Genomic DNA, 24,764 nt, shown 5'->3' with positions numbered 1-24,764 from the left:
GCTCCGGGATGGGCTCGGGCGGCGGGGGCTCCGGCGGGGGCGGCTCGCGCGGGGGCGGCTCCGCGGGCGGGGCCGGGGCGGGCTCGGGCGCGGCGGCGGCCTGGTTCGGGGCCTCCTCCTCAGCGGGCAGCGGCTCCAGGTCCAGCAGGATGGGCTCGGCCGCCGGCTGTTCCGGCGTGGCGGGGGACAGGGTCGCGAGCCCGGCCAGCGCCGCGCCGTGCAGCGCCAGCACCAGGACGAAGCTGCCCGCCCATCGCCCGTTCACCGCTGCTCCAGCCCCACCAGCGCCACGCGCGTCCAACCGGCGCCGCGCAGGAGGTTCAGCACCTCCATCACCTCGGCATAGGGGATGGTGCCGTCGGCGCGGATGAAGACACGGCCCTCGCGGTCGCCCTCGAAGGCGGTCTCCAGCGCGGCGGCCAGCGCCTCGCGCTCCACCGCCGCCTCACCGAGATGCAGGGCGCGGTCGGCGCGCAGCGTCAGGAAGACGGGCTTGTCGGGCCGCGGCTGCGGCACGGCGGCGGCGGAGGGCATGTTCACCGGCACGTCCACCGTGGCGAGCGGCGCGGCCACCATGAAGATGATGAGCAGCACGAGCATCACGTCGATGAAGGGCGTGACGTTGATCTCGTGCGCCTCGGCGAGGTCGTCGTCCTCGCCGCCGAGCTGCATAGCCATGGGGCTACTCCGCCACCACGCGCAGCGGGCGGGTCGGGCGGCTGCCCTGGTCCAGGGCGCGCGACAGCAGGCGCATCACCTCGGTTTCGGCATCCGCCATCAGCGCCTTGCGGCCGGCGATGGCGCGGGCGAAGGCGTTGTAGAGCACCACGGCCGGGATGGCGGCAACGAGGCCGATGGCGGTGGCCAGCAGCGCCTCGGCGATGCCCGGCGCGACCACGGCGAGGTTGGTGGTCTGCGAGCGCGCGATGCCGATGAAGCTGTTCATGATGCCCCACACCGTGCCAAACAGCCCGACAAAGGGAGCGGTGGAGCCGATCGTGGCCAGCATTCCGGTGCCGCGCGACAGGCTGCGGGCGTTGTTGGCGATGATGCGCTGGAGGCGCCACGCCGTGCGCTCCTTCACCCCCTCGGGGCCGCCCGGCGCCGTCATCACCTCGTCGCGCGCGGCGGCGAGCAGCGGGGCGCAGGGGCCGGACAGCGTCGCGTCCAGGCCCTTGGAGGCGCGCAGCGCCACGAGGTCCGTCCGCGCGCGGCGCGTGAAGCCCGACAGTTCCAGCCATTTGGCGAGCGCGATCGTCCAGCACAGCACGGAAGCGAGGACGAGGCCGCCCATCACCGCCTGAACGATGATGTCGGCCTGGGTGACCATGTCCCAGGGGGAAAGGTGCATTTCCATCTCAGCAATCCGCCCATCGTCGCAGGAGGTTGTGGTAGGTGGCGGTCAGCTGCACCGGGCCGGGATGGCCGGGCGGCAGGTCGCTGCGGATGCGCTGGATCGCCATGTCGAGGTCGAAGAGCAGGGTGCGCTGCCCGTCATCGCGGATCATGCTCTGGATCCAGAAGAAGGAGGCGACGCGGGCGCCGCGCGTCACCGGCTCCACCTTGTGCAGGCTGGTGGAGGGGTAGATCACCGCGTGCCCGGCGGGCAGCTTCACCCGGTGCTCGCCATAGGTGTCCTCCACCACCAGCTCGCCGCCGTCGTACTCGTCCGGCGCGGCGAGGAAGAGGGTGCAGGACACGTCGGTGCGGATGCGCGACGCCGTGCCGGTGACGGCGCGGATCGCGTTGTCCACGTGTGCGCCGAACTCCATCCCCGCGCCGTAGCGGTTGAACAGCGGCGGAAAGACTCGCGCCGGCAGCACGGCCGAGATGAAGAGCGGGCTGCGCTCCAGCGCCTGCAGGATCATGTCGCCCAGCGCCCGCGCCTCGGCGGAGCTTTCGGGCAATTGCTCGTTGTTCTTGACCTGGGCCGATTGATGGCCGGCCGTGGCGCGGCCATCCACCCAGTTGGCGCGGTCCATGACGGACCGCGCCTGTGCCACCTGCTCCGGACTGAGAAGTTCAGGGATCTGCAGGAGCATCAGAACCGCGCGCCGAGGGTGAAGACGAAGGTCCTCCCCGTGCCTGGGATGGTGTGGGCGGCGTAGACCGTGTCGTAGGTCGTCGCGTTGGCGAGGTTCAGCGCATTCACCTGCATGCGCAGCCCGCGCAACGGCCCTTCCGTCGGCGCCCAGGCGAGGGCGGCGTCGTAGCGGACATAGGAAGGCACGCGCACCGTGTTGGTGTTGTTGCCGTAGCGGTAGTCCACGAATGACAGGCCGCCGCCGATCTGGAAGCCGTGCGGCAGGTCGTAGGTGGTCCACAGGCTCGCCGTGTTGGGCGCAGCGTTGAGGAACTGCTTGCCCACCTCTGCCGCGACGCGGGAGCGGGTGATCTCCGAGCGCAGGTGGGTGAAGCCCGCCAGCACGTTCCAGTTGGGCGTGATGCGGCCGGCGGCCTGGATCTCGAACCCGTCCACCCGCGCCGTGCCGTCCAGCGTCGTCAGGTTGCCGGCGGGGTCGGAGGTGCGGGCATTGGTCTTCTCGATGCGAAACAGCGCGCCGGACAGGCGCAGCCCGCTCATCACCTCCCACGAGGCGCCCAGCTCGTAGGAGACGTTCTCCTCCGGCGGAAGGGCGGCGTTGTTGGCGGCCAGCGTCAGGCTTTCGGCCGACGGGTTGAAGGAGGTGCCATAGGAGAAATAGGTCCGCACCGAGGGGATGGGCTTGAAGATCGCCGCGGCGCGCCAGGAGAAGGCCTCGTCCAGGCGGGAGAACTGCCGCTGCGCCGCGACCGTGGTGGAGCGATTGTTGTAGGTGGCGTCGAACCGGTCCCAGCGCCCGCCTAGCATCAGCTCGAACATCTCGCCGAACTTCATCTGGTTCACCGCATAGGCGGCGAAGGTGTTGGCGACCGTCTTCACGTCGGAGCCGATGCCGTAGGTGATCGGCCCGCTGGCGTAGAAATTGGGGTCGAGCAGCGAGGCGGCCGGGCGGCCATTGGCGGCGGCGGGGAAGCTGAAGCGCGTTGCCTCGGAGGATTCGCGCGCGATCTCGACGCCGGCGAGGAGGTTGTGCTCCACGAAGCCGGTGCGGAAGCGGGCCGCCACCTCGGTCTGGTTCAGCAGCAGCGAGTCGTAGCCGCGCCGCACCTGCGGCTCGCGCCGCACCAGGATCTGGTCGAGCGGCGTGGTGAAGGCGTTGAAGGCCGCGCCGGTCGTGGTGATGGCATTGATGCGCGGCGCGGTGGCGTTCAGGTTGCGCGACCAGGCGCCGTAGCGCGTGAGGTTGCGCACCGTCACCGCGTCGTTAATCTGGTGCGACAGGCGCAGCGTGACGACGTCCGTCTTCGTCGTCTCGCGGTCCTGGTTGTTCAGCCCGTAGAAGGTCGAGCGGCGCACCGGCGCCGGGCGGCCGTTGATGAAAGGGATGCCCAGGTCGGGCACGTTCTCCTCCTCCTGGTGCAGCCAGGAGAGGGTGGCCTGGGTCGGCCCGCCCAGGCCCCAGGTGACCGAAGGCGCGACGCCCCAGCGCGACTGGTAGACGTGGTCGCGCCCGGCGGCGTTGATGTGCGAGCCCATCATCTGCACGCGCGCGGCGACGTTGCCGGCGTGCAGGTTCACGTCCGAGGTAGCGCGGAACCCGCCCGGCGTGTAGGCGGACAGGTTCAGCTCCCCCGAATTGCCGGCGCGCGGCAGGCGCGAGGTCTGGTTGATGATGCCGCCCGTGGACCCGCGCCCGAAGGCGACGGAGGAGGGGCCCTTCAGCACCTCGATCGACTCCATGAAGAACGGGTCGCGCGAATACTGGCCGAGGTCGCGCACGCCATCGATGAAGAAGTCGCCGCGCGCGGAAAAGCCGCGCAGCGTGAGCGCGTCGCCGGAGAACCCGCCCTCGCCGGCGGAAAGCGAGATGCCAGTGACGTTGCGCAGCGCCTCGCGGATGGAGGAGGCGGCGCGTTCCTGGATGATCTCACGCGGGATGACGGTGATGCTCTGGGGCGTCTCGGCCACGGTGGTGGGCAGGCGCACGACGGGCTGCGCGTCGCGCCGGTAGGGCGAGGGCGCCTGGGTGGAGACGTCCAGCTCGGGCAGGGCCAGCGAGGTCGCGTCCCCCTGGGCCAGCGCCGCGGGACCGGCCGCCAGCCCCAGCATGGCGAGGCCCAGCGTCGGCTGCAGGGCGGGGAGTTCAGGGCGAAGGCTCATCGGCGTTCCTTGTCAGGCGCGAAAGATTGCGCCGCTGATAACGCGAGTGAGAATCATTCGCAAGAAGGGGGTGGCCTGTTCTTCCAGTACCGGCGCGGCCCGGACATCCAGCCGTCCCGCCACCTGCTCGGCCAGGGCGCGCAGCTCCGCCTCCGGCGCCGCGCGCAGCCCGGTGGCGAGGGAGCGGAGGAAGCCGGGCGTGCCGGTGGCGGCGGCGCGGGAGAACCAATGCGCCGCCTCGGCCCGGCGGCCCTCGTCGCGCAGCGCCTGGGCGTGGTTGCACATGCCGCGGAAATCGCCTCCCTCGGCGGCGCGGCGGTAATGGTCGCGCGCCGCGGCGGGGTCGCGCGGCGTCGCCCAGCCTTCCTCCAGGAAGCGGCCGACGAGGTTGATCGCCTTGGCGTGGCCCTGCGCGGCAGCAGCGCGGTACCAGCGCAGCGCCTCCGCCATGTCGCGCTCGCATCCCGCGCCGCGGGCGAGGAGGTTGGCGAGGTTGTACTGGCCCCAGTCCAGCCCGGCCGCGGCGGCACGTCGGTAGAGGGGGAAGGCAGCGTTCGGGTCGGGGTCCGTACCCCAGCCATTCTCGTGGCAGCGACCCAGCATATTCAGCGCCGCCGGGTCCCCCGTAGTGCCCGCCACGAGAAACCAGCGGAAGGCAGCATCCGGGTCGCGCGCGACGCCGTGCCCATCCAGCAAGGTCTGGCCGAAGAGAAGCTGCGCCTCGAAATGACCCCGCCGGGCGAGGCTGGCGAGGTGCTGGGCTTGTTCCATTGCGGAAGCGGACATACGCCGGCTTAGAGTGCAAATGCGAATAATTCGCAAGAGGCCCGGGGTGCCGCTTCCCCCGCTTCCTGCTATCGCCCCGCCATGCGCGCCCTCCAGCTTTTCGCCGACCGCGACCTCCGCCTCCGCGACGACGCCCCGCCCCCTTCCGCCCCCGGCCCCGGCGAGGTGCGGCTGGCGATGCGCGCGGTGGCGCTGAACCACATCGACGTGTGGGGCTGGCGCGGCATGGCCTTCGCGAAGCGCACCCTGCCCATCTCCGTCGGCGCCGAGGGCGTGGGCGTGGTCGAATCGGTGGGCGAGGGCGTCTCTGCGCTGCGTCCGGGCCAGCGCGTCGTTCCCTATGGCGGCATGGTCTGCGGCACCTGCCGCGCCTGCCGCGAGGGGCGGGAGAATCTGTGCGAGAACGTGTCCGGCGTGCGCGGCTTTCACTTTGACGGCTTCGCCCAGGGCCTCGTTTCCCTGCCGGCGCGGCTTTGCGTGCCGGTGCCCGATGGCGTTTCCGACGAGGACGCGGCCTGCGCCGGCATCACCTTCGGTACGGTGCAGCACATGCTGTTCGACAATGCCCGGCTGGAACCCGGCGAGGTGGTGCTGATCCACGCCGCGGGCAGCGGCATCGGCTCTGCCGCCGTGCGCATGGCCAAGGCCATCGGCTGCACGGTGATCGGCACGGTGGGCAGCGAGGAGAAGGCCGGGAAGGCGCGCGAACTCGGCTGCGACCACGTGGTGAACTACAATGTCGACCGCTTCGAGAGCGTGGCGCGGCGCCTCACCGGCAAGCGCGGCGTGGACGTGGTGTTCGAGCACGTGGGCGCCGCCACCTGGCAGGGCTCGCTCCTGTCGCTGCGCATGGGCGGGCGGCTGGTTTCCTGCGGCTCCACCTCCGGCGTGTCGGCAGAGACCAACCTGATGATGCTGTTCCAGCGCCAGCTGCGCCTCATCGGCTCCTTCGGCTGCAACCTCCGCAACGTGGGCGAGGGGTTGGCCAAGATGGCGGAAGGCATCCGCCCCGTCGTGGACACGGTGCTGCCGCTGGAGCGCTTCGGGGAAGGGCTGGCGCGGCTCGAATCGCGCAACGTCTTCGGCAAGATCATCGTCACGCTGTGAGGGACCTCGCGGAACGCCTGCTGGCCGCGCTGATCCGCCTGGTCTTCGCCGCGCTGCGCGCCCTGGGGCCGGACCGCGCCTCGGCGCTGGGCGGCTTCGTGGCGCCGCGGGTGGGACGCTTCACCCGCAACCATCGCCACGCCATGGAGAATCTGCGACTCGCCTTTCCGGAGCGCAGCGAGGCGGAGCGGGAGGCGATCGCGCGCGAAGCCTGGGAGAACCTGGGCCGCACCACCTGCGAGTATGTCCACCTCGTTGCGCTGTTCGATGTGGAAGGCGGGCGCGTGGAGGCGGACGAGGCGACCTTCGCCCGCTTCGCCGCGCTGAAGGCGAGCGGCAAGCCGGCCCTGGTCTTCGCCGCGCATCTCGCGAACTGGGAATTGCCGGCGGTGGCGGCGCACCGCATGGGCCAGCCTGCCGCCATCCTCTACCGCACCCCCAACAACCGACACGTCGCCGCCGACATCGTCGCGCTGCGGGCGCCGATCATGGGCCGGCTGATCCCGGCCGGCCTCGCCGCGCCGATCCGCATGGCCGAGGCGCTGGACGAGGGGCTGACGCTCGGGATGCTGGTGGACCAGCGCTTCGGGCGCGGGCCGCGCGTGCCCTTCTTTGGGGTGCCCGCCGCCTCCAACCCCTTCCTGGCGCGACTGGCGCGGCGATTCGAGGCGCCGGTGCACGGGCTGCGCGCCATCCGCCTGCCCGGCAACCGCTTCCGCCTGGAACTGACCGAGGCGCTGGACCTGCCGCGCGACGCGGCCGGCAAGGTGGATGTGGAGGCGACGACGGCGCTGGTGAACCGCATCATCGAGGGCTGGATCCGCGAGCATCCGGGGCAATGGCTGTGGATGCACCGCCGCTGGCGATGATGCCGCGGGTTGCACCGCGCGCCGTCCCCCCCAATCTCCATCCTGACCGGGGCCGGATGGTTCCGCAGCCGAGGAACACGACGACGCCATGACCGAGTCCAGCCCCGAACGCCCGAGCCGCGAGGAAGCGGAACGCGCGGTGCGGACCCTGCTGCTCTGGGCCGGGGACGACCCGGACCGCGAGGGACTGCTCGACACGCCTGCCCGCGTCGTCCGCTCCTACGAGGAATTCTTCGCCGGCTATGGCGAGGACCCGGTGGAGATGCTCGCCCGCTCCTTCGATGAGACGGAGGGCTACGACGAGATGGTCGTGCTGCGCGACATCCGGCTGGAAAGCTATTGCGAGCATCACATGGTGCCCATCATCGGCCGCGCCCACGTCGCCTACCTGCCGCGCGGGCGCGTGGTCGGCATCTCCAAGCTGGCGCGGGTGATCGAGATCTATGCGAAGCGCCTGCAGATCCAGGAGAAGCTGACCGCGCAGATCGCCAACACGCTGGAGGATGTGCTGAAGCCGCTGGGCGTCGCCGTGGTGCTGGAGGCATCGCACCAGTGCATGACGACGCGCGGCGTGCACATGCCGGGCGTGTCCATGGTCACGAGCCGGATGTTGGGTGCCTTTCGCGACAATGACAGCACGCGGCGCGAGTTCCTGGCGATGATCCAGGCGCCGCGCGCGCCGTTCGAGGGCTGACGCGGCAGGAACTCAGTCGGCGGCGATGGGCACGAGGGCGCGGCGCCGCGCCTAGCCGCAGCTCTCGCGGATGATCCGCGCCACCTCCTCCGGCTGGTCCCAGTGGAGGTAGTGGCCGGCGCGCTCCACCCAGCGCAGCTGCGCGCCGGGGAAGGCGGCCTGGGCGCGCTTCGCCTGCACCGGTGCCCATGCCGGGAGGTTGCTGCCCAGCCCGTACAGCAGGAGAAGCTGCGGGCCCTGTCCCACGCGGATGTGATGCATGGCGTCCCTCGGCAACGCCCGCGGAGCGCCCCCTCCAACCCGGGTTGCCCCGTGCCGCCCCCCGGCCCCAAATGGCGGGAATACCCCGGAGCAGACCATGGACCGACGCGCCTTCCTTCTCGACGGGCTCCGCCTTTCGCCACCCCGCATCATCGAGATCGGCGCCTCCATCTCCCCCATCGCGCCCAAGCGGGAAGGCTGGCCGACCGTGGTGGTGGACCATGCCCCGGCGGCCGAGCTGCGCGACAAGTATGCGCGGGAGAACGCGGCGGCGATCGAGGAGGTGGACGTGGTGTGGCAGGGCGGCCCGCTGCACGAGCGCTTTCCGCAGGACAGCCACGGTTCCTTCGACGCCATTATCGCTTCCCACGTCATCGAGCATTTGCTCGACCCGGTGGGTCTGCTGCTTTCGGCGGACCGGCTGCTGAAACCGGATGGACGGCTGATCCTGGCTGTGCCGGACAAGCGCCTGTGCTTCGACGCGATGCGCCCCGTGTCCACCACCGGGCAGATGCTGGCCGCGCACCTGGCGCCCCGGCGCAAGCACGGCATCGGCGCGGTGTTCGACAGCACGGCCTATTCCTCGCGCCGCACGGACGACGAGGCCAAACCCTGGCTGAAGGGCGAGGCCGTGCCCTTCGACCTGATCTCCGCCCCTTTCGAAGTCCATGCCCTTTGCGCCGGCTACAGCGAGGCGGAGGGCGCGTATCACGACGTCCATGCCTGGACCTTCACCCCCGCGAGCTTCGCCCTGGCGGTGCTGGAGCTGCGCGCGATGGGGCTGAGCCCCTGGCGCATCAAGGACACGCACGAGCCGGGCGGGGTGGAGTTCCTGGCCGTGCTGGAACGCGCCATCACCCCCATCCCGCCGCGCGAGGAGATCCAGCGCGAGCGCAAGGGGCTGATGCTGCGGATGCTGGCGGAGATCCGCGACCAGGCGAACTGGCTGCTCGGCCCCGGCTGAGGGACCGTGGCCGGACGGCCACGCCCCCTTTCGGATTCGTGGCCGCGCCGACACGTTTGGCCCGGTCCGGCGTTCCCTTCATGGGCAGGACACGTCCTGCCATCCCCTCACGGCGCGCGCCCAGCAAAGGAGGTCGCGATGCGCTTCATGCGGCAGTTCTGGTCTTGGCTCTCCAATCGCGGCTATCGGCCCGAGCGGCGCTACATGCGCATCGGACGGGCCGGAGCGGCCGAATGACGCGCATCCTCGCTCCCGCCGCGCTGCTCGCCCTGTTGCTACCCCCGCCGCCCGCCCTGGCGCAGGAGGAAGGGATCCGCCCCACCGCCGACACGCCGTTTTCCGTCCGCTCGGCTTTTCCACAGGAACGGGGAAAGATGGGGCTGTACGGCTTCTACGGCTATTCGCGCCTGCCCGGCGGACACTCGCACGACATGCTGCCGTCGCTGCGCCTCGGCATCGCGCAGGGGCTGGAGTTCCGACTCGACGCCGCCCACAGCTTCCGCGACGACCGCGACCGGACGACCGTGACCCCGGGCTTTCGCTGGCAGGCGCTGGAGCAGCGCGGCTGGCGCCCGGCCGTGGCGATCCTAGCCGACGTGTCGGTGCCGCTGACCAGCCGGCCCGGCACGGCGACCGAGCTTGCGATCATCACCAGCCACCTCACGGGGCGCGGGCCGGGGAATTGGGGGCTGCACCTCAATGCCGGCTGGGTGGCGCGGCCCGACCCCGTGGGCGCCGAGCGGCGCCACGGGCACCGCCTGGGTGCGGCGGTGAGCCACGTGCTGGACCGCGACACGCTGCTGGTCGCCACCATGCTGCACGAGACGGGAGATCGCGGGCAGCGCGACCTCCACATGGTGGAGGCTGGCTTCTCCCGGCGCCTCGGCCAGGACCTCGACCTCGCCTTTCTGGCAGGGACCGGGCTGAACCGCGACTCGCCGCGGTTGCGGCTTCGGGTCGGGCTGAAATACAGCTTCTCCCTCGGTTGGTAGCGCGCCTCAGCGCCGGACGGTGCTGACGTTGCCGGCCCAGCCCTGGTCGCGCGCCGCCTCCTCCAGCCGCCCGCGCTCGAAGCGCGGCATCGCCTCCAGCTCCTCCCGCGTGAAAAGCAGGCGCGGGCGGTCGCCCTCAGCGTCGATCTGCTCCACCGGCACCAGGGCCCGGCGCATCCCGCGCCCGGCCAAGCCGCCCCAGCTCACCACCGCGCCCAGCGGTTGGCCTTCGGCATCCACCACCACCTCCTCCACCGTGCCCGCATCAAGGCCGCGCAGGTCGAGCAGGAGGCGTCCGGCCGCAACCGGGGTGCTGGAGCCGCGGATGCCGCCCCCCGCGCCCAGCGGCGCGGGCGGGGAGCCACGCCCGAGGTCGAGCACGGGGCGCATCCGCTCTACCGCGTAGTCCTGCGCCTCGCGCGCCACGGCCAGCACCGGCGCCAGGCCCATGAACCCGTGCACGGTTCCCGGGAAGATCCGCGCCTCAGCATCCACGCCTGCCTCGCGCAGCCGCGCGGCCAGCGCCTCGCCCTCGGGGCGCATCGGATCGGCCTCGGCGAGAATCACGGTGACCGGCGGCATCCCTCCCATTCCGGGGGTCGCGGGGAGGTTTCCGCGTGAATCCTGCCCCTCTACGGCACCGGAGGCGTGCGACTCGGTCGCCCCATCCACCCCCGCGATCGGATAGGCGGCGAGGACATGGCGCGGCGGGAACGCCCTCGTCTCGCTGCGCGCCGTCAGGGCGACATGCAGGGCGAGGTTCGCGCCCGAGCCCTCGCCGGCGAGGATGATGCGCTCGGGGTCGGCGGCGAAGTCGCGCGCATGGGCGGTGACCCAGCGCCAGGCGGCGAGGGCGTCGTCCCGCGCGGCGGGAAAGGGATGTTCCGGTGCGAGGCGATGCCCCAGCGCCAGCACGGCGGAACCCGAGAGACCCGCCAGGGCGCGTGGCGTCAGGTCGTGAGAAACCAGCCCGTTCGCCACCCAGAACCCGCCGGGCCAGTAGAGGATCAGCGGGAAGCCGCCCATGGCCGAGCCAGCCTGACCGCCGGGGAGGTAGAGCCGCGCGGGGATCATCCCCTCCGCGCCCGGCACCTGCATGTCGCGCGAGCGGACGCCGCGCATCACGGCAGGGGCGCGGAGATTGCCTTCGCGCATCATGTGCCGTGCCACGTCGGAGGGGCCGGGCATCTGACGGGCCTGGGCGACATCCAGCTGCTCCACCGGGCGGGCACCGAGAGCCTGCCATGCCTCCAGCACGGCCTGCATCTCGGGAGCGGTCACGGCGGATGGCGTGACCGGCTGCGCGGGCACCGGCGCGGCCGGAAGAAGCAATGCAAGGGCGGCGCTGCCCAGAAGCGTCGCGCGCCAGCCAGGGAGCCGAAGCATGGCAAACCTCCGTGAGCGTTTCTTGCTCAAGGAACGGCCCAAACATGAAGTGGTTGTTATTTTCGGTTCAGTTTCCAGTCAGCTGACCGGCCGCGAGAAAGCCCAGGAAGCGCCAATCCGCACCGGAGGGGCGGAACAGCCCAATGGCTCCCTCCGGGAACTCTTCCTGCGCAAGGGAGCGGCCAAGGATCATCCCCATCGGGACGATGTGCCCCACCAGCACGCGGTTGCCGCCCGACACTGTCTGGCCGAGCAGGCGCGACACCTCCGCCGCATCGGCCCGCGCGTCGCCCGACGTGTAATCGTCGGCGATCAGGGAGGGGACGATCCGTGCTCCTCCGAAGGCGAGCTCCGCCGTGTCGCGGGCGCGGAACACCTCGCTGGAAAGCACCTCCGCCACCGTGATGCCGTGGCGGCGGAAGGCCTCGCCCAGCGCGGCGGCCTGGGCACGCCCTGCCGCGCTCAGGTTGCGCTGCGCGGCGCGGTCGCCGCGCCGTCCGGTGTCGGACTGGCTGCGGTCGGTGATGGCGTGGCGCAGGTAGAGATTCAGCCCGCCGCCACGCAGCAGTGCGATTCCTTGCTCCGTCGGGACGAAGCCGGACCGGGCACGTGCGGGTTGTGACAGGAAGGCCGGCAGGGCGAGAAGGGTGCGGCGTCGCATCCTGCTTCCCTGCCGCCACATGCCGGCGGTGGCAAGGCGGCCCTCGGGCTTGCCGCGACTCCGCCCTGGCGCGATAGGAGCCGCAACCATGCTTCAACGAGGAAATGCCGTGATCCCGCTTCGCCGCCGCGCCGCTCTGTCCCTGCCTTTCGCCGCCCTGGCCGCGCCCGCCTATGCGCAGACCTTCCCGACCCGCCCGATCCGCATGCTGGTGCCCTGGGCGCCGGGCGGCACCACCGACGTGCAGATGCGCGCCCTGTGCGAGCAGGCGGCGCGCCGCCTCGGCCAGCCCGTCGTGGTGGAGAACCGCTCGGGCGCCGGCGGCGTGCTGGGCGCGCAGGCGCTGCTGACCGCGCAGCCCGACGGCTACACCCTGTCGCAGATGCCGATCAGCGTGTTTCGCCAGCCGCTGATGAACTCGCGCGCGCTGTTTGACCCGCTGAAGGACTTCACCTACGTCGTCCACGTCACGGGTTACCTGTTCGGCACGGTGGTGCACCCTGACGCGCCCTGGCAGGACATGACGCAGCTGGTGGAGCATGCACGGGCCAATCCCGGCAAGTTGAACTACGGCACGCCGGGGGTCGGCACCTCCTTGCACCTGACCATGGAGCAGATCGCGCGCAACCAGCGCATCGAGTGGACGCACGTGCCGTTCCGCGGCTTCGCCGAGAACATCCAGAGCCTGCTGGGCAAGCAGACCGACGTGCTGGCCGACAGCTCGGGCTGGAGCCCGATGGCCGAGGAGGGACGGGTGCGCGTACTGGCGACCTGGGGCAACACCCGCGCCAAGCGCTTCCCCAACATCCCCACGCTGAAGGAGCAGGGAATCAACATCGCCTCCATCAGCCCCTATGGCCTCGCCGGGCCGAAGGGCATGGACCCGGCCGTGGTGCGCCGCCTGCACGACGCCTTCCGCGAGGCGATCTTCGACCCCACCCACGTCGCCGTGCTCGACCGCTACGACATGATCCCGGACCACAAGGACCCGGCCGAGTACGTCGCCTTCGTCCAGCAGACCATGACGGAGGAGAAGGAGCTGATCGACGCGCTGGGCATCCGGCTGAGCTGAAGCCGCCTGCCGTCGCGGGGCGTTGGGGGTGGGCCATGAAGCGCCCCCTCCTCGTCCTGCTCCTCCTCGCCGGCTGCGCGGTGCCGTCCTTCCAGGACAGCCTCGCCGGCATGATCGGATTGCCGGAGGCGGAGATGGTGGCGCGGCTGGGCGTGCCGCAGCGCACGGCCGAGGTGCAGGGCCGACGCTTCGCCACCTATGAGACGGCGCGCGACGAGCTTGTCCCCGCCAGCCCGTATCTTTGGCGCTTCCCGGTGGATGCGGTGCGCCGCACGCGCTGCGAGGTGACCTTCGAGGTGACGGGCGGCACGGTGCGCGCCGCCAGCCATCGCGGCGACGGGTGCTGGGGCGGGTTCGGTCCGGTCGGCCGGGTGGGCGCTACACTTCCATGAAGCGCAGCGCCTGGCCGGCATCGCCGCGCCAGGGGCCGTCGAACAGCGCCAGCATCCGCTCCGCCTGGGTCTGCCCGCTCGCTGCGATCTCGTGCAGGGGGGCGAGGTAGGCTTCCTCGCCCAGGCCGCGCGCCTTCAGCCCGGCCTCGCTGATCGCCAGCGCGTCGCGCGCCACGTCCTGCAGGGAACGGCCCGCGATCTCCGCGCGCAGCGCCTTCGCTGGCACCTCGGCGCGCAGGGCGCGGATCTGTTCCACGCTCCAGGGGCGCACCAACGCGGCGGCGGCCTTCTGCGCCGCGTCGTCGTAGAGCAGGCCGACCCAGAAGGCGGGCTTGGCCAGCAGCATGGGGGCGGAGCCGGAATCGCTGCCGCGCATCTCCAGGAACTTCTTCAGCCGCACGTCGGTGAAGACGGTGGTGACGTGGTCGCAGGCATCGCCCATCGTCGCGCGCAGCCCGGGGATCTTGCCCGCCATCAGGTCGCGGAAGGAGGCGCCGGCCAGGTCCCAGAGCTGGCCGTCGCGCGCCACGAAGTACATGGGCACGTCCAGCACGTACTCGGCGAAGCGCTCGAAGTCGAACCCCTCCTCGAAGACGCAATCGGGGATGCCGGTGCGGTCGGGGTCCGTGTCGGTCCAGACGCGGCCGCGCAGCGACAGGAAACCCGAGGGCTTGCCCTCCAGGAAGGGCGAGGCGGCGAAGAGCGCTGTGGCGAGCGGCTGCAGCGCCAGGGAGATCCGCAGCTTCTCCGCCATGTCGGATTCGGAGCCGAAATCCAGGTTCACCTGCACCGTCGCGGTGCGCAGCATCATGTCGAGGCCGAGCGAGCCCTTCAGGGGCATGTAGCGCCGCATGATCGCGTAGCGGCTCTTGGGCATCCACGGCATCGCCTCGCGCGTCGCGACGGGGTGGAACCCCATCCCGGCGAAGCCGAGGCCGAGGGGCTGCGCCACGGCATGCACGTCGCGCAGATGCGCCGCGAGTTCCAGGCGGGTCTCGTGCAGCGTTTCCACCGGCGCGCCGGACAGCTCGAACTGCCCCCCCGGTTCCAGGCTTACCGATTCGGCGCCGCGGGTCAGGCCGATGACGTTGTTCCGATCGGTGATCGGCTCCCAGCCGAGCTTGCCGATTCCTTCCAGCATCGCGCCGATGCCGCGCGTCTCGTAATCTGGTGCCGACAGGTCGTCGCGGCGGAAGCCGATCTTCTCGTGCTCCGTGCCGATCCGCCACGCCTCGCGCGGCTTTGCGCCGGAGGCGAACCACTCGGCCAGCTGCCGCGCGGAGGTGAACGGCGTCGGGTCGGCCTGGCCGGGATTGCTCATTCGCTCGCTTTCGTCACAGGAAGGCGGCCGCCGGCATCCTGCGCGAAGGCAAGGGCGCCCAGGCCGGCCACCGCCGCCGTCTCCGCGCGCAGGATGCGGGGGCCGAGCGAGGCCAGCGTAACAAAGGGTCGCCGGGCGAGGTCGTCAAGTTCGCCCCGCTCGAACCCTCCCTCCGGCCCCACCAGCAGCGCCTCCGCGGGCAGCAGCGTCGCGAGGGGCGCGGCCTCGCGACGCTCGGCGGCGGCGAGCAGCCGCCCGCCCTCCCAGGAATCGAGGACCGCGTAGAGCGGCCGGGCCTCGTCCACGGTGGGGATGGAAAGACGCTCGCACTGCTCCGCCGCGGCGCGGGCGATGGCGGACAGGCGCTCGGTGTTGCTGTGGGTGGCGACGCAGCGCCGCGTCAGCACGGGGGTGATGCGCGTCGCGCCCAGCTCGGTCGCCTTTTCCACCGCCCAATCCATCGCCTCGCGCTTCAGCGCGGCCAGCACGAGGCGCAGCTTTGCCTCCGCCGCCTCCGGCGCGCGCATCCGGGCGCCGAGGGCAATGGCGCCGCGATCCTTGCGCAGCGCGGTGAGCGTCGCCGCGAACTCGCCATCGCCGGGGTTGAACACCCGCAGCTCCGCCCCGGCGGCGCGGCGCAAGACCGTGCCGAGATGATGCGCCTGGGCCGGGGTGAGGGCGATCTCCGCCCCCTCGCGCAGGGCCGATTCCACGTGGAGGCGCGGGATGGACATGCGCCCATCTGCCGTGCTGCATGGCCCGGTGCAAGGCTACACCGACATCCGACGCGAGGGCTGGGTGGCGCGGCTGCCGGAATCCTGGCGCCCCTATGCCCTGCTGATGCGGGCCGACCGGCCGATCGGCGCCTGGCTGCTGTTCCTGCCCGGGCTCTGGGCCATCGCGCTGCATGCGCGGGACGGGTGGCAGGGGCTGTGGCTCACCGCGCTGTTTTTTGTCGGCGCCTTCGTGATGCGCGGCGCGGGCTGCGTGGTGAATGACCTTTGGGACCGCGACATCGACCGGAAGGTGGAGCGCACGCGCGGCCGGCCGCTGGCGGCGGGGCTGGTTTCGCCCTGGCAGGCGCTCTGGTTCCTCGCGGGCCTGTGCATCGTCGGCCTGCTTGTCCTGCTCGCGCTGCCGCGCTTCGCCTGGGCCGTGGGCGTCGTTTCGCTGGTGCCGGTGGTGCTTTATCCGCTGGCGAAGCGGGTGACGGACTATCCGCAATTCGTCCTCGGCCTCACCTTCGGCTGGGGCGCGCTGCTCGGCACCGCCGCTTCGGTGGAGGCCATCACCCCGGCCGGGTGGCTGCTCTACGCCGCCAGCATCGCCTGGATCCTCGGCTACGACACGATCTATGCCCACCAGGACCGCGAGGATGACGCGCTGGTCGGCATCCGCTCCACCGCGCTGCGCTTCGGCGAGCGGACGCGGCCCTTTCTGCTGGCCTGCTACGGCGTGACCCTCGCGCTGCTGTTGCTGGCCGGGTGGGTGGCGGGGCTGTCGCCGCTCTTCGCCCTCGCGCTGCTGCCCGCCGCCATCCTGCTGTGGCGGCAGGCGCAGGCGCTGGACATCCACGACCCGGCGCGCTGCCTCGCCCTGTTCCGTGCGAACCGGGAGGTGGGGCTGCTGGTCGCCCTGGCCCTGCTGATCGGCCGTTGGTGAGCGCCGGGGGGTTTATCGCGGCGCACACCGCGATCGCCCGCGCCCCCCTTGTGCCCGAGATCGCCCTGCATCTCGCCACGGAGATCACGCCGATCTGGCGCGCGACGGAGGAATTCCTGCGCGAGAACGGCATCGAGCCGCCTTTCTGGGCCTTCGCCTGGCCGGGCGGGCAGGCCCTGGCGCGCTCCGTGCTCGACGGGCCGGACCTCCGGGGCACCCGCGTGCTCGACTTCGCGGCCGGCTGCGGCATCGCGGGCATCGCGGCGGCGCTGCGCGGCGCCGAGGTGGAATGCGCCGAGGTCGACGCGCTGGCGCTGGAAGCCTGCCGGTTGAACGCGGCGCTGAACGGCGTCGCGCTCGGCACGCCGGAGGGTGACGTGGTGGGCAGCCCCCGCCGCTGGGATCTGATCCTGGCTGGCGACGTTTGCTACGAGGCGCCGATGACCGCGCATATCCTGCCCTGGCTGCGCGCCATGGCGGGGGCAGGGGCGGAGGTGCGCCTCGCCGATCCTGGCCGCGCCTACCTGCCGCGCGACGGGCTGGAGGCGCTTTCCGTCCACCGGGTCCCGACCTCGCTGGAACTGGAGGACCGGACGGAGCGTGTGGTGACGATTGCCCGATTGCTGCCCTGAAACCGCCACCCTGGCAGGGTCGCATCCTTCCCATGTGGCCCGCCTTTCTTGCAGCCCTGCTGCTCTCCATCCCCGAAGCCCCGGCGCAGACCCGGCGCGAATACGACGCGCAGGGTCGCTTCGGCGGCCGCTCGGAGCACCGCCCCGGCGAAAGCCGCGCCTATGACGCGGGCGGCCGCCTCACCGGGCGCTCCGAGTTCCGCGACGGCGAGCGGCGGGACTATGACCGGGAAGGCCGGTTCCAGGGGCGGGCCGAGACGCGCGGCGACGCGACGCGGCTCTATGACGCGCGGGGCCGCTTCGAGGGACGCAGCGAGACGCGCGGCAACGAAACCCGGCATTACGATGCGCAGGGAAGGTTCCAGGGCCGTTCGGACACGCGGAACGGCGAGACGCGGCATTACGACGCGCAGGGGCGCTTCGCCGGCCGCACCGAGCGGCGCTGACGCTCAGCTTGCAACCCGGGGCGGGGCTGCGCACCTTCTCCGCCCATGTGGAATCGTCTCAACAGGTTGTGGCGTGAGGTCGAGGACGCGCTTCTCGCCCGCCGGGTCGAGGACCGGGCGCGCCAGGCCGCCGAGGCGACGGCGCCCGTCATCTGGATGCTGGGCAAGACCCAGGCCGGCAAGACCGCCATCGTCGCCGCCCTGACCGGCGACAGCCGCGCCGAGATCGGCCAGGGCTTCGCCCCCTGCACCCGCGAATCCCGCCTCTACGACGTGCCATCCGAGGCGCCGGTGGTGCGCTTCCTCGACACGCGCGGCCTCGGCGAGGCGCGCTACGATCCCGCCGAGGACATCGCCTTCTGCGAGGCGCAGGCCCATCTTCTGCTCGCGGTGATGCAGGCTTCCGACCCCGACCAGGGCGCGGTGCTTCGCGTGGTGCGCGAGGCGCGGCGCCGCCATCCCGAATGGCCGCTGGTGGTGGCGCAGACCGGCCTCCATCGCCTCTACCCACCCGGCGTCACCCATGCCGAGACCTGGGACGAGGCCGCGGCGCCCGAGGCGCTGCGCCGCGCCCTGGAGGTGCAGCGCCGCCTCTTCGACGGGCTGGGGGCGCGCTTCGTCCCGCTGGACTTCACCGAGGAGGAGGCCGGACTTTCCCCGCGCCTGTATCGCGTGGAGGCGCTGCGCGAGGCGCTGGAAACTGCCTCCGCCGAGGTGGCGGTGGCACTGCGACGCATCGACACGGATGAGGGCCAGGACCGGCTGGTCCGGCAGGCACGCCGCACCGTCTATGCCTATGCGGCGCTGGCCGGCGGGGCGGGGGCGGTGCCGGTGCCGCTCGCCGGACTGGGCGGCCTCGCCACGCTCCAGGCGCTGATGCTGCGCGCCCTGGCCGAGCGCTTCGGCGTCACCTGGACCCGGCGCGACTGGGCGGAGTTCATCGGCTCGCTCGGCACCGGGTCGCTGCTGGGCGTCGCTCTGCGCTACGGCCTCGCCGAGGCGTTCAAGCTCCTGCCGGGCCTCGGCACGGTGCTGGCCGGGGCTGCCAATGCCGCCGCTGCCGCGGCCCTCACCACGGCGCTGGGCGAGGCGGCCATCGCCTACCTGTCCCGGCGCCGCCTGGGCGAGGCCGCCTCGGCCCGCGAGCTGCGGGAGGTCTTCGCGGCGACGCTGCGCGGCGCCTGGGCGCGATGAGGATCGGGCTGCGCCGCTACCTCCGCCGCTATTGGCGCGAGGCCCTGCTCGGCTTCTGCCTCGCCGCGCCCTGGCTGTCGCTCATGGTGCTGGGCGGGCTGTGGCTGTGGGAGGCGGGGCGCGTGGTCTGGTGGGCGGTGGGCGCCGCCCTCTTCGCCCTGGCCGCCTGGCCGCTGCGCGTTGCCGTGCGCCGCCGCGCCATCGCGCGCGTCACGCAGGTCGCGGCCTCGCGGCGGGGCTTCGACCCCACGGAGGACACGGCGGAGGACATCGCGGCGCGGGAGATGGTCAACCGCCGCGCCGCCGAGGCCGGCCCGCTGGACCTCACCGATCGCGAGGCGGTGGAGCGGACGCTGCGGGAAACGGTGGAGGCGGTGGCGGCGCATTACCATCCCGCCGCCAAGCGCCCCGCCCTGCAGATCACCCCGCCCGAGCTGCTGCTGCTGATGGAGCGGCTGAGCAACCGGCTGCGCGGGCTGATCCGCGACTTTCCCCTGCTGCACCGCACCAAGCTGGAGCGACTGGTCTCCGGCGCCGAGTTCTGGGACCGGCACGGCGGCACGCTGACCCGGCTCTACGAGGCGGCGGACGCGCTGTGGCGCGTGTCGCGCTTCGCCCGCAACCCCGCCTCCGCCGTGTTCCGCGAGGCGGCGCGCGTCGCCGACGTGTCCACCTTCGGCCTCCTGACCGACACGGCGGGGCGGGAGGCGCATCGCTTCCTGATCCGCGAGGCCGGGGATGCGGCCATTGCCCTGTATTCCGGCCGTCTCCGCATGACAGAGGCCGAGATCAACGCCATCACCGAGCCGGTGCCCGAGGCGGCGCCGCTGCGCCTCGCCATCACCGGGCGACCGGGGGCAGGCGTCACCACCCTGGCGGCGGCGCTGGAGACGGCGGCGCGGGAGGCGGGCTTCGCCCTCCTGGAACGCGGCGCCTGGCGCGGGGCGGACGCGGTGCTGCTCGTTTCCCCCGCCATGCGGCCGGATCGGGCCGAGGACCTGGCCCTGCTGGAAGCGCTGCGGAAGGAGGCGGGGCTGGCGCCGCCGCCCATCCTGGTCGCCATGACCGGCGCCGACCTCCTCCCGCCGCCCAACCAGTGGCCGCCCGAGAGCCATCCCGCCAAGCGCGCGACGTTGGACAAGGCCCGGGCCGCGGTGGCGGAGGCGCTGGACGTGGCCGATGTCCATCCCGTCGCCTTCCCGCCCAACGGAACCCCTTGGGGGCTGGAGGCGCTGGCGGCGGCCCTGGTGGCTGCGAAGTCTGCCGCGCGACGGGCGCGGGAAGCGCGGCTGCGGGCGGAGGATGCCCGTTTCTCCCCCCTTGCCGAGGCGGGGCGGGCCTTTCGGACCGGCCGCAGCGTGCTCAGCGCCCTGTCCAAGAGGAAATAGACGGTTCACGCTTGGTTGCCGTCCTGCAAGCCCTGTGTTAGAGCGCCCGCGCCTTTCAGGGGTCGTCCCTGAAGGCCTTCCAGGAACAGGACCGGGACCGCCAGGTGGCCGAGACCATTTCCCAAGACACGCCCGCCGCCGGTAGCGTCGCGGAGCGCTACGCGCTGGCCATGCTGGCCCATGCGGATGAATTGCGGGCCCAGGATCCGGGAACGCTCGACCGCATCGCGGCCGATCTGCAGGGCTTCGCCCGGATCGTCCGCGAGGATGCCGGGTTCCGCGCCTTCCTGGCCGATCCGCGCCTTTCGGCCACGCAGCAGCAGGGTGCCGCCTTCGCGCTGGCCGACAAGGCCGGGGTGGGCAAGGAGGTCCGGAACCTTCTGGGCGTGCTCATCGCCAATCGCCGCCTCGCGGAGCTTCCGGCCGTGGCTGCCGCCTTCGGCGCCAAGCTGGCCGAGCGCCGCGGGCAGCAGGTGGCCCATGTCACCAGCGCCTTCCCGCTCAACGACACGCAGCGCGCGCAGATCGTCGCGCGCCTGACGGAGAGCGGCTTCTCCGGCGTCCAGCTTTCCGAGACGGTGGACCGCTCCATCCTGGGCGGGCTGATCGTGCGGATCGGCTCGCGCCTCTACGACAATTCGATCAAGTCCAAGCTGCAGCGCCTGCAGTATGCCATGAAGGGGGCCGCCTGAGATGGAAATCCGTCCGGCTGAGATTTCGGAGATCCTGAAGCAGCAGATCGCGAGCTTCGACGCCGAGGCCAACGTGGCCGAGGTCGGCACCGTGCTGACCGTCGGCGACGGCATCGCGCGCGTCTACGGGCTGCAGAACGTAATGGCCGGCGAGCTGGTGGAGTTCCCCTCCGCCGGCATCAAGGGCATGGCGCTGAACCTCGAGACCGACAATGTCGGCATCGTGATCTTCGGCGACGACAAGGGTGTGCGCGAGGGTGACACGGTGCAGCGCACCGGCGCCATCGTGGACGTGCCGGTCGGCAAGGGCCTGCTGGGCCGCGTGGTGGACGGGTTGGGCAACCCCATCGACGGCAAGGGCCCGCTAGTGGACGTGACGCGCCGCCGTGCCGAGCTGAAGGCGCCGGGCATCATCCCCCGCAAGTCCGTGCACGAGCCGATGCAGACGGGCATCAAGGCGATCGACGCCCTGATCCCCATCGGCCGCGGCCAGCGCGAGCTGGTCATCGGCGACCGCCAGACCGGCAAGACGGCGGTGATCGTGGACACGATCATCAACCAGAAGGGCGTCAACGCCTCCGGCGACGAGTCGAAGAAGCTCTACTGCATCTATGTCGCGATCGGGCAGAAGCGCTCCACCGTCGCGCAGCTGGTGAAGCAGCTGGAGGAGAGCGGCGCGCTCGAGTACTCGATCATCGTCGCCGCCACCGCCTCCGACCCGGCGCCGATGCAGTTCCTGGCGCCCTACACGGGCTGCGCCATGGGCGAGTTCTTCCGCGACAACGGCATGCATGCGGTCATCTTCTACGACGACCTGTCCAAGCAGGCCGTCGCCTACCGTCAGATGTCGCTGCTGCTGCGCCGTCCGCCGGGCCGCGAGGCCTATCCGGGCGACGTATTCTACCTGCATTCCCGCCTGCTGGAGCGGGCCGCCAAGATGAACGACGATTTCGGCGCGGGCTCGCTGACCGCCCTGCCGGTGATCGAGACGCAGGCGGGCGACGTGTCGGCCTACATCCCGACCAACGTCATCTCCATCACGGACGGCCAGATCTTCCTGGAGACGGAGCTGTTCTTCAAGGGCATCCGCCCCGCCGTGAATGTCGGCCTTTCCGTGTCCCGCGTGGGTTCGGCGGCGCAGATCAAGGCGATGAAGCAGGTCGCCGGCAAGATCAAGCTGGAGCTCGCGCAGTACCGCGAGATGGCGGCCTTCGCCCAGTTCTCCTCGGACCTCGACGCCTCGACCCAGGCACTGCTGGCCCGTGGCGCCCGCCTGACGGAGCTGCTGAAGCAGCCCCAGTTCAAGCCGGTGCCGGTGGAGGAGCAGGTGGTGGCGATCTTCGCCGGCACGCGCGGCTACCTCGACAAGCTTCCCGTCAACAAGGTGGGTGAGTTCGAGTCGCGGATGCTGGGCGAGCTGAAGTCGGCGGCGCCGGACATCATGAACAGCATCCGTACGGACCGCGAGATCAAGAAGGAGACCGAGACCAAGCTCGTCGCCTTCCTCGACAGCTTCGCCAAGTCCTTCGCCTGACGCTCTGAACGGGATCGCCCGATGCCCAGCCTGAAGAGCCTGCGCATGCGGATCAACAGCGTGAAGTCCACGCGCAAGATCACGCAGGCCATGAAGATGGTGGCCGCCGCCAAGCTCCGCCGCGCGCAGAGCCAGGCGGAGGCCGCCCGCCCCTATGCGGAGCGGATGGAGCGCATGCTGGCGTCGCTCGGCGCCTCGGTGGCGAACAGCCCCGACGCGCCGCGCATGCTGGTGGGCACCGGGGCGGACAACGTCCACCTGCTGGTGGTCGTCACCGCCGACCGTGGCTTGGCCGGGCCCTTCAACACCAATGTGGGCCGCTTCGCGCGCGCCCGCATTCGGGCGCTGGAGGGCGAGGGCAAGACGGTCAAGATCCTGTCCGTCGGCCGCAAGGGCGCCGCGTACCTGAAGCGCGAATTCGCCTCCCGCTTCATCGGGGAGATCACCCTGGCCGGCAAGAAGCGGCTGGAATTCGCCGATGCGCAGGATGTCGCGCACCGCATCACCGCGATGCTGGAAGCCGGCGAGTTCGACGCCTGCTCCCTACTCTACAACCGCTTCCGCAACGTCATCACCCAGGTGCCGACGGAGCAGCGGCTGATCCCGGCCCCGCTGCCCGAGGGCGAGGGGTCGGCTGACGCGGGCGGCGCGCTCTACGAGTACGAGCCGACCGAGGAGGAGATCCTCGCGCAGCTCCTGCCGCAGAACCTGGCGATCCAGATCTACCGCGCGCTGCTGGAAAGCGCGGCGGGCGAGCAGGGCAGCCGCATGACCGCGATGGACAACGCCACGCGCAACGCGGGCGAGATGATCAACAAGCTGACGCTGAACTACAACAGGACCCGACAGGCCAACATCACCAAGGAGCTGATCGAGATCATCTCCGGTGCCGAGGCGGTCTGAGAAAGGAACCATGGCCATGAAGAACAATGTCGGTCAGGTGACGCAGGTGCTCGGCGCCGTGGTGGACGTGCAGTTCCCCGCCGAGCTCCCCGCCATCCTCAACGCGCTCACCGTGGACGTGAACGGCTCCAAGCTCGTGCTCGAGGTCGCGCAGCACCTCGGCGAGCGCACCGTCCGCACCATCGCGATGGACACGACGGACGGGCTCGTGCGCGGCGCCGAGGTGACGGACACGGGCGCGGGCATCTCCGTCCCCGTCGGCGCCGGCACGCTGGGCCGCATCATGAACGTGATCGGCGAGCCGATCGACGAGCGCGGCCCGGTGCCGGCCACGCAGTTCTACCCGATCCACCGCGAGGCGCCTTCCTTCGACGAGCAGGCGACCTCGGCCGAGATCCTGGTGACGGGCATCAAGGTCATCGACCTCCTCGCCCCCTACCTGAAGGGCGGCAAGATCGGCCTGTTCGGCGGCGCTGGCGTCGGCAAGACCGTGACCATCCAGGAGCTGATCAACAACATCGCCAAGGCGCATGGCGGCGTGTCCGTCTTCGCCGGCGTGGGCGAGCGCACCCGCGAGGGCAACGACCTCTACCACGAGATGGTGGATGCCGGCGTCATCAAGCTGGGCGAGGGCACGACCGAGGGCTCCAAGGTGGCCCTGGTCTATGGCCAGATGAACGAGCCGCCGGGCGCCCGCGCACGCGTCGCCCTGTCGGGCCTGTCCATCGCGGAGTACTTCCGCGACGAGCAGGGCCAGGACGTGCTGTTCTTCATCGACAACATCTTCCGCTTCACCCAGGCGGGCGCTGAGGTGTCGGCGCTGCTGGGCCGCATCCCTTCCGCGGTGGGCTACCAGCCGACGCTTTCCACCGACATGGGCGCGCTGCAGGAGCGCATCACCTCCACCAAGAAGGGCTCGATCACCTCGGTGCAGGCCATCTACGTGCCCGCCGACGACCTGACCGACCCGGCCCCGGCCACCTCCTTCGCGCACCTCGACGCGACGACAGTGCTCAACCGCTCCATCGCGGAGCTGGGCATCTTCCCGGCGGTGGACCCGCTCGACTCCACGAGCCGCGGCCTCGACCCGCGCGTGGTGGGCGACGAGCACTACCGCACGGCCCGCGAGGTGCAGCGTATCCTGCAGACCTACAAGTCGCTGCAGGACATCATCGCCATTCTGGGCATGGATGAGCTGTCGGAGGAGGACAAGCTGGTCGTGGCGCGCGCGCGCAAGATCCAGCGCTTCCTGTCCCAGCCCTTCCATGTGGCCGAGGTGTTCACGGGCACGCCCGGTGTGTTCGTGAAGCTGGAGGACACGATCCGCTCTTTCGCCGCCATCTGCAACGGCGAGTACGACCACCTTCCCGAGGCGGCCTTCTACATGGTCGGCACGATCGAAGAGGCCGTGAAGAAGGGCGAGACGCTCAAGCAGGCCGCTTAAGCGGCCTGCGTTTCTTGCCCTCAGACGCCAGGCGGCGGCTCCGCCGCCTTGGCTTCCGCGCCACGCAAAGGTGCGCCGACTGAAAGTCGGTTGGGGCGCGGCGCCGGCCTTACCGGCGCATTCTCGTTGGGCGGTGCCCGCCTTTGTTGGGCAGCCGCTT

26 protein-coding genes and 1 pseudogene are annotated in these 24,764 nt (G+C 71.4%); 16 read left to right on the top strand and 11 right to left on the bottom strand.

Annotated features, from left to right (window positions below; all coding sequences use genetic code 11):
- From OF850_RS20520 to OF850_RS20495, 6 genes and pseudogenes are all read right to left on the bottom strand, one after another.
- Positions 1–265: pseudogene (locus OF850_RS20520) on the bottom strand (hypothetical protein); the annotation flags it as partial.
- Positions 262–678, bottom strand: a complete 417-nt coding sequence (exbD, locus tag OF850_RS20515) for a TonB system transport protein ExbD (RefSeq protein WP_301592199.1) — start codon at positions 676–678, stop codon at positions 262–264. The pseudogene OF850_RS20520 and the gene exbD, both read right to left, overlap by 4 nt.
- Before the next feature lie 4 nt (positions 679–682).
- Positions 683–1,357, bottom strand: coding sequence for a tonB-system energizer ExbB (exbB, locus tag OF850_RS20510; protein ID WP_301592198.1), 675 nt, complete (start codon positions 1,355–1,357; stop codon positions 683–685).
- A 1-nt stretch (position 1,358) separates the two neighbouring features.
- Positions 1,359–2,042, bottom strand: coding sequence for a Fe2+-dependent dioxygenase (locus OF850_RS20505; protein WP_301592197.1), 684 nt, complete (start codon positions 2,040–2,042; stop codon positions 1,359–1,361).
- Positions 2,042–4,204 carry a TonB-dependent receptor gene (locus OF850_RS20500; protein ID WP_301592196.1) on the bottom strand — a complete coding sequence of 721 codons (2,163 nt, stop codon included), beginning with the start codon at positions 4,202–4,204 and terminating at the stop codon, positions 2,042–2,044. Before OF850_RS20500 ends, OF850_RS20505 begins: the two co-directional genes overlap by 1 nt.
- A gap of 12 nt (positions 4,205–4,216) precedes the next feature.
- A complete protein-coding gene (locus tag OF850_RS20495) occupies positions 4,217–4,975 on the bottom strand; it encodes a tetratricopeptide repeat protein (RefSeq protein WP_301592195.1) in 759 nt (252 codons plus the stop codon).
- Between the two features lie 96 nt (positions 4,976–5,071).
- On the opposite strand from OF850_RS20495, the gene OF850_RS20490 reads away from it, so the two are divergent.
- The 3 genes from OF850_RS20490 (at position 5,072) to folE (ending at position 7,660) form a co-directional block, all read left to right on the top strand.
- Entirely contained in the window at positions 5,072–6,097 is a 1,026-nt protein-coding gene (locus tag OF850_RS20490) for a zinc-binding dehydrogenase (RefSeq protein ID WP_301592194.1), read from the top strand.
- Positions 6,094–6,966, top strand: coding sequence for a lipid A biosynthesis lauroyl acyltransferase (locus OF850_RS20485; RefSeq protein ID WP_301592193.1), 873 nt, complete (start codon positions 6,094–6,096; stop codon positions 6,964–6,966). Before OF850_RS20490 ends, OF850_RS20485 begins: the two co-directional genes overlap by 4 nt.
- 88 nt (positions 6,967–7,054) lie before the next feature.
- Positions 7,055–7,660, top strand: coding sequence for a GTP cyclohydrolase I FolE (folE, locus tag OF850_RS20480; protein WP_301592192.1), 606 nt, complete (start codon positions 7,055–7,057; stop codon positions 7,658–7,660).
- Between the two features lie 51 nt (positions 7,661–7,711).
- Here folE and OF850_RS20475 read toward each other — a convergent pair whose 3' ends face one another.
- Positions 7,712–7,921 (bottom strand): alpha/beta fold hydrolase, encoded by a 210-nt coding sequence (locus tag OF850_RS20475; protein WP_301592191.1) that lies wholly within the window; start codon positions 7,919–7,921, stop codon positions 7,712–7,714.
- 97 nt (positions 7,922–8,018) lie between these two features.
- On the opposite strand from OF850_RS20475, the gene OF850_RS20470 reads away from it, so the two are divergent.
- Together OF850_RS20470 and OF850_RS20465 are read left to right on the top strand one after the other, a co-directional pair.
- The gene (locus OF850_RS20470) at positions 8,019–8,885 is read left to right on the top strand and encodes a class I SAM-dependent methyltransferase (protein WP_301592190.1); all 867 of its coding nucleotides are present in this window, start codon (positions 8,019–8,021) and stop codon (positions 8,883–8,885) included.
- A gap of 233 nt (positions 8,886–9,118) precedes the next feature.
- Positions 9,119–9,877, top strand: a complete 759-nt coding sequence (locus tag OF850_RS20465; protein WP_301592189.1) for a hypothetical protein — start codon at positions 9,119–9,121, stop codon at positions 9,875–9,877.
- Positions 9,878–9,883: 6 nt separating this feature from the next.
- Here the strand turns inward: OF850_RS20465 and OF850_RS20460 are convergent, their stop codons facing one another.
- The gene (locus tag OF850_RS20460) at positions 9,884–11,263 is read right to left on the bottom strand and encodes an alpha/beta hydrolase (protein ID WP_301592188.1); all 1,380 of its coding nucleotides are present in this window, start codon (positions 11,261–11,263) and stop codon (positions 9,884–9,886) included.
- Between the two features lie 67 nt (positions 11,264–11,330).
- A complete protein-coding gene (locus OF850_RS20455) occupies positions 11,331–11,924 on the bottom strand; it encodes a histidine phosphatase family protein (RefSeq protein ID WP_301592187.1) in 594 nt (197 codons plus the stop codon).
- A 109-nt stretch (positions 11,925–12,033) separates the two neighbouring features.
- Here OF850_RS20455 and OF850_RS20450 point away from each other — a divergent pair, with 109 nt between their 5' ends.
- Together OF850_RS20450 and OF850_RS20445 are read left to right on the top strand one after the other, a co-directional pair.
- Entirely contained in the window at positions 12,034–12,996 is a 963-nt protein-coding gene (locus tag OF850_RS20450) for a tripartite tricarboxylate transporter substrate binding protein (protein WP_301592186.1), read from the top strand.
- Positions 12,997–13,031: 35 nt separating this feature from the next.
- The gene (locus tag OF850_RS20445; RefSeq protein ID WP_301592185.1) at positions 13,032–13,388 is read left to right on the top strand and encodes a hypothetical protein; all 357 of its coding nucleotides are present in this window, start codon (positions 13,032–13,034) and stop codon (positions 13,386–13,388) included.
- Here the strand turns inward: OF850_RS20445 and OF850_RS20440 are convergent.
- Together OF850_RS20440 and OF850_RS20435 are read right to left on the bottom strand one after the other, a co-directional pair.
- Positions 13,375–14,709: a glutamate--cysteine ligase gene (locus OF850_RS20440; protein ID WP_301592184.1), complete on the bottom strand. Its 1,335-nt coding sequence runs from the start codon at positions 14,707–14,709 to the stop codon at positions 13,375–13,377. The genes OF850_RS20445 and OF850_RS20440 overlap by 14 nt on opposite strands.
- On the bottom strand, positions 14,706–15,443 hold the full coding sequence (locus OF850_RS20435) for a 16S rRNA (uracil(1498)-N(3))-methyltransferase (protein ID WP_301592183.1): 738 nt from the start codon (positions 15,441–15,443) through the stop codon (positions 14,706–14,708). The genes OF850_RS20440 and OF850_RS20435 overlap by 4 nt, the downstream gene beginning before the upstream one ends.
- Here OF850_RS20435 and ubiA point away from each other — a divergent pair.
- The 9 genes from ubiA (at position 15,436) to atpD (ending at position 24,604) form a co-directional block, all read left to right on the top strand.
- On the top strand, positions 15,436–16,371 hold the full coding sequence (gene ubiA / locus OF850_RS20430; RefSeq protein ID WP_301592182.1) for a 4-hydroxybenzoate octaprenyltransferase: 936 nt from the start codon (positions 15,436–15,438) through the stop codon (positions 16,369–16,371). The two genes, OF850_RS20435 and ubiA, sit on opposite strands and share 8 nt — an antisense overlap.
- The gene (locus OF850_RS20425; protein WP_302474513.1) at positions 16,365–17,003 is read left to right on the top strand and encodes a class I SAM-dependent methyltransferase; all 639 of its coding nucleotides are present in this window, start codon (positions 16,365–16,367) and stop codon (positions 17,001–17,003) included. The genes ubiA and OF850_RS20425 overlap by 7 nt, the downstream gene beginning before the upstream one ends.
- A 32-nt stretch (positions 17,004–17,035) precedes the next feature.
- Entirely contained in the window at positions 17,036–17,449 is a 414-nt protein-coding gene (locus tag OF850_RS20420; protein ID WP_301592180.1) for a type IV secretion protein Rhs, read from the top strand.
- Between the two features lie 66 nt (positions 17,450–17,515).
- A complete protein-coding gene (locus OF850_RS20415) occupies positions 17,516–18,643 on the top strand; it encodes a GTPase family protein (protein WP_301592179.1) in 1,128 nt (375 codons plus the stop codon).
- Positions 18,640–20,031, top strand: a complete 1,392-nt coding sequence (locus OF850_RS20410; protein WP_301592178.1) for a hypothetical protein — start codon at positions 18,640–18,642, stop codon at positions 20,029–20,031. The genes OF850_RS20415 and OF850_RS20410 overlap by 4 nt, the downstream gene beginning before the upstream one ends.
- Positions 20,032–20,135: 104 nt before the next feature.
- A complete protein-coding gene (gene atpH / locus OF850_RS20405) occupies positions 20,136–20,723 on the top strand; it encodes an ATP synthase F1 subunit delta (RefSeq protein WP_301592177.1) in 588 nt (195 codons plus the stop codon).
- 1 nt (position 20,724) lies between these two features.
- Complete coding sequence (atpA, locus tag OF850_RS20400) at positions 20,725–22,257, top strand: F0F1 ATP synthase subunit alpha (RefSeq protein ID WP_301592176.1); 1,533 nt, start codon at positions 20,725–20,727, stop codon at positions 22,255–22,257.
- Positions 22,258–22,278: 21 nt separating this feature from the next.
- Positions 22,279–23,160 carry a F0F1 ATP synthase subunit gamma gene (locus tag OF850_RS20395; RefSeq protein ID WP_301592175.1) on the top strand — a complete coding sequence of 294 codons (882 nt, stop codon included), beginning with the start codon at positions 22,279–22,281 and terminating at the stop codon, positions 23,158–23,160.
- A gap of 16 nt (positions 23,161–23,176) precedes the next feature.
- On the top strand, positions 23,177–24,604 hold the full coding sequence (atpD, locus tag OF850_RS20390; protein ID WP_301592174.1) for a F0F1 ATP synthase subunit beta: 1,428 nt from the start codon (positions 23,177–23,179) through the stop codon (positions 24,602–24,604).
- The last annotated feature ends 160 nt before the right edge of the window (positions 24,605–24,764 follow it).

It is taken from the genome of Sabulicella glaciei (assembly GCF_026183895.1).
Taxonomy (GTDB): Bacteria; Pseudomonadota; Alphaproteobacteria; order Acetobacterales; family Acetobacteraceae; genus Roseococcus; species Roseococcus glaciei.
The sequence above is the reverse complement of the archived record's forward strand: the minus strand, read 5'-3'. Positions and strand labels throughout refer to the sequence as shown.

Coding starts and splice junctions, on each gene's coding strand:
- exbD (WP_301592199.1), bottom strand. CDS start 678: ATGGCTATGCAGCTCGGCGGCGAGGACGACGACCTCGCCGAGGCGCAC.
- exbB (WP_301592198.1), bottom strand. CDS start 1,357: ATGGAAATGCACCTTTCCCCCTGGGACATGGTCACCCAGGCCGACATC.
- OF850_RS20505 (WP_301592197.1), bottom strand. CDS start 2,042: ATGCTCCTGCAGATCCCTGAACTTCTCAGTCCGGAGCAGGTGGCACAG.
- OF850_RS20500 (WP_301592196.1), bottom strand. CDS start 4,204: ATGAGCCTTCGCCCTGAACTCCCCGCCCTGCAGCCGACGCTGGGCCTC.
- OF850_RS20495 (WP_301592195.1), bottom strand. CDS start 4,975: ATGGAACAAGCCCAGCACCTCGCCAGCCTCGCCCGGCGGGGTCATTTC.
- OF850_RS20490 (WP_301592194.1), top strand. CDS start 5,072: ATGCGCGCCCTCCAGCTTTTCGCCGACCGCGACCTCCGCCTCCGCGAC.
- folE (WP_301592192.1), top strand. CDS start 7,055: ATGACCGAGTCCAGCCCCGAACGCCCGAGCCGCGAGGAAGCGGAACGC.
- OF850_RS20475 (WP_301592191.1), bottom strand. CDS start 7,921: ATGCATCACATCCGCGTGGGACAGGGCCCGCAGCTTCTCCTGCTGTAC.
- OF850_RS20470 (WP_301592190.1), top strand. CDS start 8,019: ATGGACCGACGCGCCTTCCTTCTCGACGGGCTCCGCCTTTCGCCACCC.
- OF850_RS20465 (WP_301592189.1), top strand. CDS start 9,119: ATGACGCGCATCCTCGCTCCCGCCGCGCTGCTCGCCCTGTTGCTACCC.
- OF850_RS20460 (WP_301592188.1), bottom strand. CDS start 11,263: ATGCTTCGGCTCCCTGGCTGGCGCGCGACGCTTCTGGGCAGCGCCGCC.
- OF850_RS20455 (WP_301592187.1), bottom strand. CDS start 11,924: ATGCGACGCCGCACCCTTCTCGCCCTGCCGGCCTTCCTGTCACAACCC.
- OF850_RS20445 (WP_301592185.1), top strand. CDS start 13,032: ATGAAGCGCCCCCTCCTCGTCCTGCTCCTCCTCGCCGGCTGCGCGGTG.
- OF850_RS20440 (WP_301592184.1), bottom strand. CDS start 14,709: ATGAGCAATCCCGGCCAGGCCGACCCGACGCCGTTCACCTCCGCGCGG.
- ubiA (WP_301592182.1), top strand. CDS start 15,436: ATGGACATGCGCCCATCTGCCGTGCTGCATGGCCCGGTGCAAGGCTAC.
- OF850_RS20435 (WP_301592183.1), bottom strand. CDS start 15,443: ATGTCCATCCCGCGCCTCCACGTGGAATCGGCCCTGCGCGAGGGGGCG.
- OF850_RS20420 (WP_301592180.1), top strand. CDS start 17,036: ATGTGGCCCGCCTTTCTTGCAGCCCTGCTGCTCTCCATCCCCGAAGCC.
- OF850_RS20410 (WP_301592178.1), top strand. CDS start 18,640: ATGAGGATCGGGCTGCGCCGCTACCTCCGCCGCTATTGGCGCGAGGCC.
- atpA (WP_301592176.1), top strand. CDS start 20,725: ATGGAAATCCGTCCGGCTGAGATTTCGGAGATCCTGAAGCAGCAGATC.
- OF850_RS20395 (WP_301592175.1), top strand. CDS start 22,279: ATGCCCAGCCTGAAGAGCCTGCGCATGCGGATCAACAGCGTGAAGTCC.
- atpD (WP_301592174.1), top strand. CDS start 23,177: ATGAAGAACAATGTCGGTCAGGTGACGCAGGTGCTCGGCGCCGTGGTG.